The organism is Pseudomonas sp. I2, from assembly GCF_040984075.1.
In the GTDB taxonomy this organism is placed as follows: domain Bacteria; phylum Pseudomonadota; class Gammaproteobacteria; order Pseudomonadales; family Pseudomonadaceae; genus Aquipseudomonas; species Aquipseudomonas guariconensis_B.
In genome coordinates this window covers 22,124-34,965 of sequence record NZ_JBCGFQ010000055.1, presented here as the reverse complement: position 1 = coordinate 34,965, position 12,842 = coordinate 22,124, and the positions used below count along the sequence as shown (strand labels likewise).

Below are 12,842 nucleotides of genomic sequence, written 5' to 3'. Positions count from 1 at the left end.
GGGGAGTTGGAGGCCGGGCGGGCGAAGGATGAGTTACAGGCGACCATCGTGGCCATGGTGCTGCGCCAGTAGATAGGGGAAGTTGTGGTTGAGGCCGCTGTGCGGCCCATCCGGTAATCCGGCTTCCATGGACCCCTGATAAATCAATGGGTGACGATCTTTTCTATTAGAGCTGGCTTGCCCTCGAATAGGCTGCCCTGACAGCCCAGGGCACTGATGGTCGAGCCCAGGTAATGCTGCCAGTACTCGCGACGTTCCGCGGTGTGTCCAGGCTGAGCGGGCATGGTACTGCGCTTGCTGTCATGGTTGTGAGGCCCTGGTTGGACGCGTACCATGCCGGGCATTCCTTCCAATAACAAACCGTGCGTCACCTGCCTTTTACCCGGGCAGGTGGCGAGCGTCCTGTCGCCTTGTCTGCGGAGAACAGATTTCCATCCATGAACGGACCCATTCCCACCACCCTGCCGCCGACCGCAGGTGGCGGCAGCTGGCTGAGCGTCATCGCCCTGGCCCTGGCGGCCTTCATCTTCAATACCACCGAGTTCGTCCCGGTGGCGCTGCTCAGCGACATCGGCCGTAGCTTCGACATGAGTACCGCCCAGGTCGGCCTGATGCTGACCATCTACGCCTGGGTGGTGGCCCTGGCGTCGCTGCCGATGATGCTGCTGACGCGCAACATCGAGCGGCGCCGCCTGCTGCTGTTCGTGTTCCTGGTGTTCATCCTCAGCCACCTGCTGTCGTGGCTGTCGCAGAGTTTCGCCATGTTGCTGGTCAGCCGTATCGGGATCGCCCTGGCCCATGCCGTGTTCTGGGCCATCACCGCCTCGCTGGCGGTGCGCGTGGCGCCGCCCGGCCAGCAGGCCAAGGCCCTGGGCCTGCTGGCCACCGGCACTACCTTGGCGATGGTCATGGGCATCCCCCTGGGGCGTGTGGTGGGCGAAGCCCTGGGCTGGCGTATCACCTTCCTCAGCATCGCTGGGGTGGCCCTGGCTACCATGCTCTGCCTGATGAAGTCGCTGCCCTTGCTGCCGAGCCAGAACTCCGGCTCGCTGCGCAGCCTGCCGATCCTGTTCAAGCGGCCGGCGCTGGTGATCACCTATGTCCTGGTGACGCTGGTGATCACTGCGCAGTTCACCGCCTACAGCTACATCGAGCCGTTCGCCCTGCATGTGGCGCAGATCGGCGGCGAGCGCACCACGCTGTTGCTGCTGCTGTTCGGTGGCGCCGGGGTGTTCGGCTCGGTGCTGTTCAGCCGCTACAGCGACCGTTTTCCGCAGGGCTTCCTGGTGGCGGCCATCGCGTCCCTGGCGGCCTGCCTGCTGTTGCTGCTGCCGTTGTCGGGCAATTTCTACCTGTTCGCCGCCCTGAGCATGGTCTGGGGCGTGGCGATCCTGAGTTTCAGCCTGTCGCTGCAGTCCAAGACCCTGAAACTCGCTTCGGACGCCACCGACGTGGCCATGGCGCTGTTCTCCGGGATCTACAACATCGGTATCGGCGGCGGCGCGTTGCTGGGCAGCATCGTCAGCAGCCAACTGGGCGTGGCCCATATCGGCTTGGTTGGCGGTGGCGTGGCGCTGGCTGGCCTGGTGCTGGCGGTGGCTAGCGTGCAGCGCTACCGTGCGGCGGCCGCAATGCCGTTTGACTGACTAATGGAACAGCGGCTTCAGGGCTCGAGCGCGGCGAAACGCTCACGCAGCCATAGATGCAACTGCGACACCGCCGGCGACAGTTGCTTGCGGTGTGGGCACACCAAGGTCACCGGCGTCAGTTCGCCGGGATGATCCGGCAGCAGGACCTCCAGCTCGCCAGCGGCGACGTTGGCGCTGACGTCCAGCCAGGACTTGTAGACGATGCCTTCCCCCTCCAGTGCCCAGCGCCGTACCACATCGGCATCGTCGCTGAACAGTGGGCCCCGCACCTGCACGGTAAGGCTGCCCAGGCGCCATTTGTCGTAGATCCGCCCCTGCTGCAGGTACAACAGGCAGGCATGCTGCTGCAGCTCCTCGGGCGTGCGCGGCCGCCCGTGACGGGCCAGGTATCCGGGCGAGGCCACCAGCACCCGACGGTTCCACGGGGCCAGGGGCAGGGCGATGTAGTTGGCTTCCTGGTTCAGGCCATAGCGAATGGCGACGTCCACCGGGTCGCGGTACAGGTCGGCCACCTGGTCGGAGAGAAAGAAACGCAGGCTCAGGTCCGGGTGCTCGCGGCGAAAGGCGCTGAGCCAGGGCAGCAGAATGTTGCGCCCCAGGTCCGAGGGGGCCGAGACCTGCAGTACGCCGCGTAGGGTGCTGTGGGCGCCGTGCAGGTTGTCGCGGCCCTGGCGCAGGGTGTCGAGCACGCCCTGGGCGGTGGGCAGGTACAGCTCGCCCTCGGCGGTCAGGCGCAGGCTGCGGGTGGTGCGGGCGAACAGCCGTACATCCAGTTCGCGCTCCAGGCGCTTGATCGCCGCCGCGACCTGGCCGGGGAGCAGGCCGGCCTCATGGGCGGCGGCGGTGAAGCTGCCCAGGGCGCTGCTGCGGACGAACAACGCCAGATCGGTGATACGCAGCATTTTCACTCCAGGGGTGAAAGTGTTGCTGCATTGTGCCAGTTTTTCTTTTTCAAAAGAAAGATAAGATGCCCGGCAACGTCATTCTCCCCAAGGAGCCGCTTCGATGGATACCGTTACGCTCGCCAAACGTCGCTACACCACCAAGGCCTACGATGCCAGCCGCAAGATCCCCCAGGCCACCGTCGACGCGCTGCTCGAGCAACTGCGCCACAGCCCGTCCTCGGTCAACTCGCAGCCCTGGCACTTCGTGGTGGCCGACAGCGCCGAAGGCAAGGCGCGCATCGCCAAGAGCACCGAAGCCTTCGCCTACAACACGCCGAAGATCCTCGACGCCTCCCACGTGATCGTCTTCGCCGCCCGTACCGAGATGCCCGAGTCGCACCTGCAGGCGGTACTGGAGCAGGAAGCCGCCGATGGCCGTTTCCGCACCGAGCAGGCTCGCGCCGGGCAGGCGCAGACGCGTCTTGGCTATGTCGACCTGCACCGTTTCGACCAGAAGGACTTGCAGCACTGGATGGAGAAGCAGGTCTACCTGGCCCTGGGCACCGCGCTGCTCGGCGCCGCCGCCCATGGGCTGGACGCTACCCCCATCGAAGGCTTCGACAGCAAGGTGCTGGATGCCGAACTGGGTCTGCGCGAGCGTGGCTTCACCAGCGTGGTGCTGCTGAGCCTGGGTTACCGCAGCGAGGAGGACTTCAACGCCGGTCTGAACAAGTCGCGCCTGCCAGCGCCGGCCGTGTTCACCTTCCTTTGAAACCTGGCTGATCGGGGCCGCCCGCGCCCCAGAATCAGTCACCTGCGACCTATCGCCGGTCACGCACCTGCGATAGGGGCCTGGCCACCTGTTCCAGTGGCTGGCGTTCGGCCGCCGCGCCCCAGCGTGCCTGCACCCAGGCCGCGGCGATCATCAGCCCGGCGCCGACCAGGTAACCGTACAGCACGTTGCTGCGCTCGCCAGTCTCGATCAATGCACCGAACAGGGTCGGCCCGAGCAACCCGCCGAGGCCGGTGCCGAAGGCGTAGAACACGGCGATGGCCAGGGCGCGGATCTCCAGGGGAAAGGTCTCGGCCACGGTCAGGTAGGCGGAGCTGGCGGCGGCGGAGGCGAAAAAGAAGATCACCATCCAGGCGATGGTCTGTTGTGTGACATCGATCAGTTGCTGCTGGAACAGGTAGCCGCTGAGGGTCAGCAGCACGCCGGAAACCAGGTAGGTGCCGCTGATCATGATGCGTCGGCCGACTACGTCGAACAGCCTGCCGAGTAGCAGCGGCCCGCAGAAATTACCCAGGGCGAAGGGCAGCACGTACCAGCCGACGTCTTCGGAGGGCACCGCGTAGAAATCGGTCAGTACCAGCGCATAGGTGAAGAAGATGGCGTTGTAGAAGAACGCCTGGGCGCTGAGCAGGGTCAGGCCCACCAGCGCACGGCGACGATGATCGACGAACAGGCTGTGGAACACTTCGCGCAGCGGCGTGTGGTCGCGGGCGTGCAGGTGTAGGGGAGGGCGGTCGATGGGCGGCAGTTCGATACCACGCTCACGGTAGCGACGCTCGATGTCGGCGACGATGCGCTCAGCCTTCTGCGGCTGGTTGTGGATCATCAGCCAGCGCGGGCTTTCCGGGATCCACAGGCGCATCAGCACGATGAACAGGCCCAGCAGCGCACCGATGCCGAAGCACAGGCGCCAGCCCAGTTCGCCGCCGACCAGCGCCGGGTCGAGCAGCACCACCGAGCCCAGTGCGCCCAGGGCGGCGCCTAGCCAGAAGGTGCCGTTGATGGTCAGGTCGACCCAGCCCCGAAAACGCGCCGGAGTGAACTCCTGGATGGTCGAGTTGATCGCGGTGTACTCGCCGCCGATACCGGCGCCGGTCAGGAAGCGGAACAGCAGGAAACTCTCCAGGTTCCACGAGAAGGCCGTCGCCGCCGTGGCACCGATATACAAGGCCAGTGTGACGAAGAACAGCCTGCGCCGGCCGAGGCGGTCGGTCAGCCAGCCGAACAACAGGGCGCCGAGCACGGCACCCGCGATGTAGGCGCCGCCGGCCAGGCCGACCTCGGTGTTGCTCATCCGCAGCACCGGGCTGTCCTTGAGCGCGCCGGACACCGAGCCGGCCAGGGTCACCTCCAGGCCGTCGAGCAGCCAGGTGATGCCCAGGGCGAGCACCAGCAATGTGTGGAAGCGGGTCCAGGGCAGACGATCGAGGCGGGCGGGGATATCGGTGGCGTAAAGGTGCTGGTCCGTGGTGCTGGGCTCGCGCAGGGCTCGGGTGGTCATGGCAGGTCCTTCGCTGGCGAAGAGTGGTTACCCGATGGAGCCCCCTGCCGTGCCGGAGTTCAAACATCGAGACGCTGCCGCCTGGGAGCCGGCGACAGCGCCTCCCTCCCTCACCACAACGACGCGCTGGCTGCCGTCAGCACCCGTGCGAAGACCTCGATCGCCTTGTCCACCTCGGCCTCGGTCGTATAGCGCCCGAGGCTCAGGCGCACGCTGTTGCGTGCCTGTCTTTCATCCAGCCCCAGGGCCAGCAGCACATGGGAGGCGGCGTTGCTGGCCGAGTTGCATGCCGAGGTCGAGGACAGCGCCAGCTCGCTGGCCAGGGCGGCACTGTTGAAACCCTGGGTATCGATGCACAGGTTCAGGGTATGCGCAATGCGCTGGGTAGGGCAGCCGTTGAGGCTCACCCCCGGCAGGGCCAGCAGGCCCTCGCGCAGGCGCTGGCTCAAGCGCTCGATGCGCTGGTGCTCGCTGTCGCCGGGCTGGCCAGCGAGGGCGAAGGCGCTGCCCATGCCGACGATCTGGTGGGTGGCCAGGGTGCCGGAGCGCAGGCCGCGCTCGTGCCCGCCGCCATGCATCTGCGCGCGCAGTGTTGCCCGTGCCCGAGGCCCGACATGGAGCGCGCCGATGCCCTTGGGGCCATAAACCTTGTGGGCCGAGAACGACATCAGGTCGACCGCTACCCGGGCCAGGTCGATGGCCACCTTGCCCACGGCCTGGGCCGCATCCACATGGAACAGGGCGCCATGGGCACGCACCAGGTCGCCGATGGCGGCGAAGTCGGTGACGGTGCCCAGCTCGTTGTTGACTGCCATCAGCGAGACCAGCCGGGTATCCTCGCGCAGCGCCGAGTGCACCGCCTGCGGTCGTATCAGGCCGGCCTGGTCAGGTGCCAGGCGGGTGACCGTCCAGCCCAGGCCTTCCAGCTCGGCCACGGTATCCAGCACGGCCTTGTGCTCCAGCTGGCTGGTGATCAGGTGGCCCGGTCGCTCGACGCCCTGGGCGATGCCCTTGAGCGCGAGGTTGTTGGACTCGGTGGCGCCGGAGGTCCAGACCAGGTCGGCTGGGTCGGCGCCGACCTGTTCGGCCACCTGGCGACGTGCCTGCTCCACGGCCTCGCTGGCAGCCTGGCCATAGTGATGGCCGCGGGAGGCGGGGTTGCCGAAATTGGCCTCGCGGCCGAGGCAGGCGAGCATGGTTTCGATGACCCGGTCGTCGACCGGGGTCGTGGCGGCATAGTCGAAGTAGAGCGGGGCGCTAGGCATGATGGGCGAGTCCGTGCTTGTCGCCTTGGGATGGCGATCGATGGAGCCATCGTACGCGGCGCAGCGGGATGCATTTTGCCTTCTGTTCGCTCTTTTTCTGGAGACTAAGAAAATATTTCAATTTTTGGTCTTGTTTGTAGGAAATATTTCTCTTATTTGAAGGTACTCATCTCTAACCGTTCGCCAGGTCAGGTCGGTTCCGAGGTTTTTTCCTCTTGCGCCACCACACGTTCGCACAGCTCGATGATCTGCTCGCGCATCCAGCGGTTGGCCGGGTCCTGGTCGGTGCTCTCGTGCCAGTACAGGTGGGTTTCCAGCGGCGGCACTTCCACCGGCAAGGGCAGGTGGCGCAATTGGTGGCGGCGCGCGAAGCGCTCGGGGACGGTCATCACCATGTCGGTCTGCTGCAGCACCTGGGAGGCCATCAGGTAGTGCTGCGAGCGCAGGGCGATCTTGCGTTGCACACCCATCTTGCCCAGGGCCAGGTCGACGTAGCCCAGGCCATTGCGGCGGCTGGAGATATGGATGTGGGTCATGCCCAGGTAGCTGTCGAGGGTCAGCTTGCCGTCGGCCAGCGGGTGGCCCGGGCGCAGGGCGCAGACATAACGGTCGTGCATGAGCTTGACGTGGCGCACCTGCGGATCGATGTTCAGCGGCGCATCGACGGCGAAGTCCAGGCGCCCGGCGGCCAGCTCCTTGGTGGTCTCGCGGCGCTTGCACAGGAAGCTCTCGATCACCAGCGAAGGCGCCAGGCGGCGCAGGCGCTGGAACAGCGCTGGCAGGATCACCGCCTCGGTGAGGTCGGTCATGCTGATGCGGAAGGTCTTGTTGGCTTGCTGCGGGTTGAAGATGCGGCTTTCCTGCACCGAGGTGCGCAGCAGGGCGAGGGCGTTGCGCACCGGGCCGATGATGTTCTGCGCCATGGGCGTGGGCACCATGCCCTGGGCGGTGCGCACGAACAGCGGGTCGTTGAAGGTCTCGCGCAGACGCGACAGGGCGTTGGACACTGCCGGCTGGGTGATGCCGACGATCTGCCCGGCACGGGTCAGGTTGGCTTCGGTGTAGATGGCATCGAAGACGATGAACAGGTTGAGGTCGACCTTGCTGAGGTTCATGGGCGCCGCTCTTTGTTGGAATTATTGGTCGATCATATATCGGTTATGAATGTTTATACACATAGAAAATAGACTAGGTGGATGGAGCGCCGGTGCTCTAGGCTCTGCTGCATGTTCTTCATCGACTGAAGGTAACCCCTCATGGATTTCGCCTATTCGCCCAAGGTCCAGGCGCTGCGCGAGCGCGTCACCGCGTTCATGGACACCTACGTCTATCCTGCCGAGCCGGTGTTCGAGCGCCAGGTCGCCGAGGGCGACCGCTGGCAGCCCACCGCGATCATGGAGGAGCTCAAGGCCAAGGCCCGTGCCGAAGGCCTGTGGAACCTGTTCCTGCCCGAGTCGGAGTACGGTGCGGGCCTGAGCAACCTTGAGTACGCGCCGTTGGCCGAGATCATGGGGCGTTCGCTGCTGGGGCCGGAGCCGTTCAATTGCTCGGCGCCGGACACCGGCAACATGGAGGTGCTGGTGCGCTACGGCAGCGAGGCGCAGAAGCGCCAGTGGCTCGAGCCATTGCTGCGTGGCGAGATCCGTTCGGCGTTCGCCATGACCGAGCCGGACGTGGCCTCCTCGGACGCCACCAACATGGCCGCCACCGCCGTGCGCGACGGCGATGCGTGGGTGATCAATGGCCGCAAGTGGTGGACCTCCGGCGCCTGTGACCCGCGCTGCAAGGTGATGATCTTCATGGGCCTGTCCAACCCGCAAGGGCCGCGCCACCAGCAGCATTCGATGATCCTGGTGCCGACCGATGCGCCCGGGGTGAAGATCGTACGGCCCTTGCCGGTGTTCGGTTATGACGACGCTCCCCATGGCCATGCCGAGGTGCTGTTCGAGAACGTGCGGGTGCCCTACGAGAACGTGCTGCTCGGCGAGGGACGTGGTTTCGAGATTGCCCAGGGGCGCCTGGGCCCGGGCCGCATCCACCACTGCATGCGCTCGATCGGCATGGCCGAGCGCGCCCTGGAGCTGATGTGCAAGCGCGCGGTGAGCCGCACCGCCTTCGGTCGCCCCCTGGCGCGGTTGGGCGGCAACGTCGACAAGATCGCCGACTCGCGCATGGAGATCGACATGGCGCGCCTGCTGACGCTGAAGGCTGCCTACATGATGGACACCGTCGGCAACAAGGTGGCACGCAGCGAGATCGCCCAGATCAAGGTGGTGGCGCCGAACGTGGCGTTGAAGGTGATCGACCGGGCGATCCAGATGCATGGCGGGGCAGGGGTCAGCGGCGACTTCCCGTTGGCCTACATGTATGCCATGCAGCGCACCCTGCGCCTGGCTGACGGTCCGGACGAAGTGCACCGAGCGGCCATTGGCAAGTACGAGATCGGCAAGTACGTGCCGCGGGAGATGTTGCGCGGCGGGCATTGATTGGAGCCTGTCTTTGGCATCTTGGGGCTGCCTTGCAGCCCATCGCCGAGGTCTGCGGTGCTCACAAATCGTGTGTCATGCAGAGCAACGTGGGCTTGCTGGCGATGGGGCGAGCGCTTGCCTGAGATAGACGAAGGGGCATCGATCGTCTATTGGTGTAAGTCGCTAGCGGAGTCCGCGTCGCCATTAAAATGGTGCAGGTTGACCGTAAATTCTGTGTTGTCTGTAGGAAACGTCTATAACGCCGCAAGCAGGGAAAAAGCCCCTTCCTAAGCTGCTAGGTTCCTTGGCTTCATCAAGCACAAGGAGCTGGCACATGCGTCTGGATGGCAAAGGGCAGGCGGTCGATGGCGACCTCACCACCACGGGCGCAACCTGTATCGGTACGGGCGCGGGTTATTTCTCCGGCGGACGCATGGTCCTTCGAGAGGGCGACGCCACGACACCCTGTCCGCTGTGTGGCGAGGTTGGCCGAATAGTCGAGGGGTACCCCTTCTTCATTTCCGATGGCCGACCCGTGGTGATGGACGGGGCATTGGTGGCCTGCGGGTGCCCTAGCGGGAGCAACCGTGTGGTGGCGCCGCTCTTCAGCCCGCCGCCGTCTCCGCAGGCCTCGCAGCAGGCCACGGCGCGAGCCAGTACGCCCCCTGCCCAAGCTTGGAACCCTGCGCTCGACGGCGCTTCGCGGCATTACGCCAGCGCGCTGCCCGGCACCCTCGAGCCCGGTTTCTACATCGTGCCACGCAGCATGTCCTTTTCCCAGGTGCTGCTTGAGCTGGCCGAGCATGACAACACCTTGCCGATCTCTCGGCTGCAAATGCTCAACCCCACGTTCGAGGAGGGGTTCAAGGCGGGAGAGATCTTCGTCATCGGCGACCCGGACAAGGGTGATGCCTGCACCCGTGAGGAAGCCCAACTGATGGAGGCTGCGGAGCGTGCGCGGCGCGCCTTGGTTGCGCTTGATTTCGCTGGGGCAGATTTCATGATGCAGCACCAAGCCGAGATCGCGGGTTTGCTCAGCGGGGCGAGCCAGTCGATGGGCGTAGGCAAGGACATGCTGGACCAAGGGTTGAAGCAAGTCAGCAGGACGTTGACGCAGATCGAGCAACTGCATCAGCGTGAGTTCGTGCAGCATGGACATTTGAACAGCCCGCAGTTCTTCGCTTCGCGGCGTCAACTCTTGCAACAGCTGGACGGCCAGCTGAAAGCGGCATTTCTCAACAAGCAACTGAACCTTGGAAACTATGAACGGTTAAGAAAGGATTTGAATATTTCAACCAAGAGCCTTGTTCATCACTGGTCGAAAGCGGGTGGGCCGGGGCAGATTCCAGGGTATGCGACGCATCTGGAAAGGGTGGCCAAGGCTGGTAAATACCTTAAGTACGGTGGACATATTGCGGTTGGGTTGGGTGGTGCTTCGTCCTATTTGAAAGTGCAAGAGGTATGTCGTGCCGGCGAGACGGAGGCTTGCAAGAAAGTTCGTTTGACCGAAGCTGGAAGCTTTACCGGTGGCCTTGCAGGAGGCACAGCAGGTGGTCAACTCGCAGGGCTGGCGGCCCTTTCGGTCTGTGGTGTTTTTTCCGTAGGGACGGCAGGTATTGGGGCGCCGGTGTGCGGCATTGCACTCGTGGGGGCTGGCTCGGTTGTCGGTGGTCTTGCTGGCGAAGGCTTTGGCGAGCTTGTAGGGGAGAAGATTTATGAGGGGCAGCATGATTGATATAAACAGCTGGCCACTGAAAGTGCAGCTTGCCTTTACGGTTACACCACTCATTTTCATGATGATGGGAGTGGCCATCAGCGCATACGTTGCTTGGTCGCATGAGTTCGAGATCGTGAAGTCGTCGATACGCAGTAGTCCTTACTTGGAACAAATGAAGAATTTTTTGGGTGCCACCAGTTATCGGGCACGCTGGATAGTAGTTTGCCTAGCGGGTGGGCTTCTCTCTTTTCCTAGATATCATGCACGTAGAAGGCTTGTTAGTTTGGAGGAGTTAAAGGCGTTCCCTAAGGCCCTCAAGCGCAAGCTGGTGCTCTCAACTTGGCTGGTAATCGTTGGCTTTAGTTGGATGATGGTCGGGTATGCGTTGATACAGTTTGCAAAGACGAAGTGAGCGTTCAAGTTTGCACTACCTGGTCGCGTGCTCTGCCATCGCCAGTGATCCCCATTTAGAGCAGGTGAAACGTGCGTGGGGACTGGAAGTTTCAAATGGCGATGATTATTTGTGCAAAAATAATATTGCGAAAAAATTAAGTGATTTTATTTTTTGGCCGTATCTGTAGATCTTTTTCTTTTGTTGTTGCGTTCTCGCATGAGTCATGCTTCGCTTGACTGGCCTCCACAGGTTCCTGCCCAACGAATCACAGATCAAAAACGAGGGGAGACACCCAGGATGTGGGTCACCGTTAAATAAGATAGCGAAGGCGGCAAAATATTTAAAGTATGGTTATTGGGGCGGAGGGTCAGGCGAGCGGATGGCCGGAAAGGTTTATGAGGACGACAATGATTGATATAAATGGATGGTCAGTGAAACTACAGATAATTCTAATCATGATACCTTTTGTTATTGGAGTGTCTGGAGTGTCTGGAGTGGCAATCAGCGCGTGCATTGCGGGTTCTGCTAGTTTTTATATTGCTATCTCTGCTATTAAGAGTAATCCGTATCTTGAACAGATGAAAGGTTTCTGGGGGATGGGGAGTTTCAAGTCCCGCTGGTTGCTCATATGCTCGGTATGCGGACTGGTGACCTTTCCAGGGCCGCATTTGCGCAGGGGGCTACTAAGCCCAGAGGAGCTTGATAATTTTCCTGTAAAGCTGAGAAGGAGAATGGTCATATCAGTATGGCTAACGATCGTTGGGTTGGTATGGTTGGCGATTTTTGCAGGCTTGGTTGAATTGACGGAATATTTTTCCAAGAGTTAGGACCTGGTTTTCGCTGCGAGTCATCACTTTGGGTAAATGTGCACGTGGAATTTGTTGCCTTGACGTTCGACGGAGCCAGCGGCCTTGAGTCGCATCGGTAATGGTCAAGCCCAGAGTCAGACCCGCATATGCGGGTCTTTCTTTTCTTCATTCCTTGATTCGTTGTCAACCGCTGACGACGGCGCTTCTGGCTTTGCATCTTCGACAGTGGCTGCTACCGGACTGGCATGCCCATCCCGCGTCCTGACCAACGACAACACCACCCCGCCCAGCAGCAACCCGAACGTCACCCCCAGCGACAACAGCGCCGGCACCTTGCCCACCAGCCCATGGTAGAAGATCTTGCAGCCAATGAAGATCAGCACCAGGGCCAGTGCGTACTTGAGATAGACGAAACGGTGCATCAGCGCCGCGAGGGCGAAGTACAGCGAGCGCAGGCCGAGGATGGCGAAGATGTTCGAGGTATAGACGATGAACGGGTCCTGGGTGATGGCGAAGATCGCCGGCACGCTGTCGACGGCGAACACCAGGTCGGCCAGCTCGATCAGCACCAGGGCCAGGAACAGCGGGGTGGCATAGCGCAAGGCCTTGTGCGTTCCTGGTGGGGTGAGGCGGACGAAGAAGTGCGCGCCGTGGAGTTGGTCGGTCACCCGCATGTGTCGGCGCACGAAGCGCAGTACCGGGTTGTTGGCCAGGTCCGGATGGCTCTCCTGGCGCGAGAAGGCCATCTTCACCCCGGTGAACAGCAGGAAGGCGCCGAACAGGTACAGCACCCAGGCGAAGTTCTGCACCAGCGCCGCCCCCACGCCGATCATGATCGCCCGCAGGAACACCACCCCGAGGATGCCCCAGAACAGCACCCGGTGCTGGTAGCGGCGAGGGATGGCGAAGAAGCCGAAGATCATCGCCATGACGAACACATTGTCCATCGACAACGATTGTTCCACCAGGAACCCGGTATAGAACTCCAGGGCCGACTGGGCGCCCAGTTCGTACCAGACCCATGCGCCGAACAGCACGCCGACGCTGAAATAGCCTGAGTACAACAGCAGGCTTTCACGCATCTCGATCTCGCGGTTCTCACGGTGCAGCACGCCCAGGTCCAGAACCAGCAGGCCGACGACGATAGCGATGAACACCAGCCACAACCAGGTGCTGGTGCCGAGGAAAGAAGTCGTGAGGAATGTCTGTAGAGCCGCCATAGCCCCTCCTTGATTGTCGACGTTGCATGGCAACAGTGATTCCGACATGGCGGCTCGGCAGCCGTCAGAGGGGCCCGGCATCACATGGGCTTGAGCCTAGACCTGTTTTGCCAGGAATGCCGACCGATGTGCTGTTACATTT

At 62.7% G+C, this 12,842-nt stretch carries 12 protein-coding genes; 6 read left to right on the top strand and 6 right to left on the bottom strand.

The annotated features are described in order from the left end of the window. Positions 1 to 143: 143 nt before the first annotated feature. Positions 144 to 335 carry a hypothetical protein gene (locus tag WCE05_RS22215; protein WP_368816571.1) on the bottom strand — a complete coding sequence of 64 codons (192 nt, stop codon included), beginning with the start codon at positions 333 to 335 and terminating at the stop codon, positions 144 to 146. Between the two features lie 102 nt (positions 336 to 437). Between WCE05_RS22215 and WCE05_RS22210 the strand changes: the two genes are divergently transcribed. After that, the gene (locus WCE05_RS22210) at positions 438 to 1,646 is read left to right on the top strand and encodes a sugar transporter (protein WP_225789653.1); all 1,209 of its coding nucleotides are present in this window, start codon (positions 438 to 440) and stop codon (positions 1,644 to 1,646) included. Between the two features lie 17 nt (positions 1,647 to 1,663). Here the strand turns inward: WCE05_RS22210 and WCE05_RS22205 are convergent, their stop codons facing one another. Beyond that, positions 1,664 to 2,551, bottom strand: a complete 888-nt coding sequence (locus tag WCE05_RS22205) for a LysR family transcriptional regulator (RefSeq protein WP_225789652.1) — start codon at positions 2,549 to 2,551, stop codon at positions 1,664 to 1,666. Between the two features lie 103 nt (positions 2,552 to 2,654). Here WCE05_RS22205 and nfsB point away from each other — a divergent pair, with 103 nt between their 5' ends. Beyond that, positions 2,655 to 3,305 (top strand): oxygen-insensitive NAD(P)H nitroreductase, encoded by a 651-nt coding sequence (gene nfsB / locus WCE05_RS22200; RefSeq protein WP_368816570.1) that lies wholly within the window; start codon positions 2,655 to 2,657, stop codon positions 3,303 to 3,305. Between the two features lie 49 nt (positions 3,306 to 3,354). Here the strand turns inward: nfsB and WCE05_RS22195 are convergent, their stop codons facing one another. The 3 genes from WCE05_RS22195 to WCE05_RS22185 form a co-directional block, all read right to left on the bottom strand. Next, positions 3,355 to 4,827, bottom strand: a complete 1,473-nt coding sequence (locus WCE05_RS22195) for an MFS transporter (RefSeq protein WP_368816569.1) — start codon at positions 4,825 to 4,827, stop codon at positions 3,355 to 3,357. Between the two features lie 110 nt (positions 4,828 to 4,937). After that, on the bottom strand, positions 4,938 to 6,092 hold the full coding sequence (locus WCE05_RS22190; RefSeq protein ID WP_368816568.1) for a cysteine desulfurase family protein: 1,155 nt from the start codon (positions 6,090 to 6,092) through the stop codon (positions 4,938 to 4,940). A 188-nt stretch (positions 6,093 to 6,280) separates the two neighbouring features. Then, positions 6,281 to 7,207, bottom strand: coding sequence for a LysR family transcriptional regulator (locus tag WCE05_RS22185; protein WP_225789648.1), 927 nt, complete (start codon positions 7,205 to 7,207; stop codon positions 6,281 to 6,283). Positions 7,208 to 7,348: 141 nt separating this feature from the next. Between WCE05_RS22185 and WCE05_RS22180 the strand changes: the two genes are divergently transcribed. The 4 genes from WCE05_RS22180 (at position 7,349) to WCE05_RS22165 (ending at position 11,498) form a co-directional block, all read left to right on the top strand. Further along, positions 7,349 to 8,578 (top strand): acyl-CoA dehydrogenase, encoded by a 1,230-nt coding sequence (locus tag WCE05_RS22180; protein ID WP_225789647.1) that lies wholly within the window; start codon positions 7,349 to 7,351, stop codon positions 8,576 to 8,578. Between the two features lie 316 nt (positions 8,579 to 8,894). Next, positions 8,895 to 10,295 carry a PAAR domain-containing protein gene (locus WCE05_RS22175; protein ID WP_368816567.1) on the top strand — a complete coding sequence of 467 codons (1,401 nt, stop codon included), beginning with the start codon at positions 8,895 to 8,897 and terminating at the stop codon, positions 10,293 to 10,295. Further along, positions 10,288 to 10,689 carry a hypothetical protein gene (locus WCE05_RS22170; RefSeq protein ID WP_368816566.1) on the top strand — a complete coding sequence of 134 codons (402 nt, stop codon included), beginning with the start codon at positions 10,288 to 10,290 and terminating at the stop codon, positions 10,687 to 10,689. Before WCE05_RS22175 ends, WCE05_RS22170 begins: the two co-directional genes overlap by 8 nt. A gap of 389 nt (positions 10,690 to 11,078) precedes the next feature. Continuing rightward, positions 11,079 to 11,498 carry a hypothetical protein gene (locus WCE05_RS22165; RefSeq protein WP_368816565.1) on the top strand — a complete coding sequence of 140 codons (420 nt, stop codon included), beginning with the start codon at positions 11,079 to 11,081 and terminating at the stop codon, positions 11,496 to 11,498. A 116-nt stretch (positions 11,499 to 11,614) separates the two neighbouring features. On the opposite strand, the gene WCE05_RS22160 is transcribed toward WCE05_RS22165, so the two are convergent. Continuing rightward, on the bottom strand, positions 11,615 to 12,700 hold the full coding sequence (locus tag WCE05_RS22160; RefSeq protein ID WP_253104548.1) for a TerC family protein: 1,086 nt from the start codon (positions 12,698 to 12,700) through the stop codon (positions 11,615 to 11,617). Positions 12,701 to 12,842 lie beyond the last annotated feature (142 nt).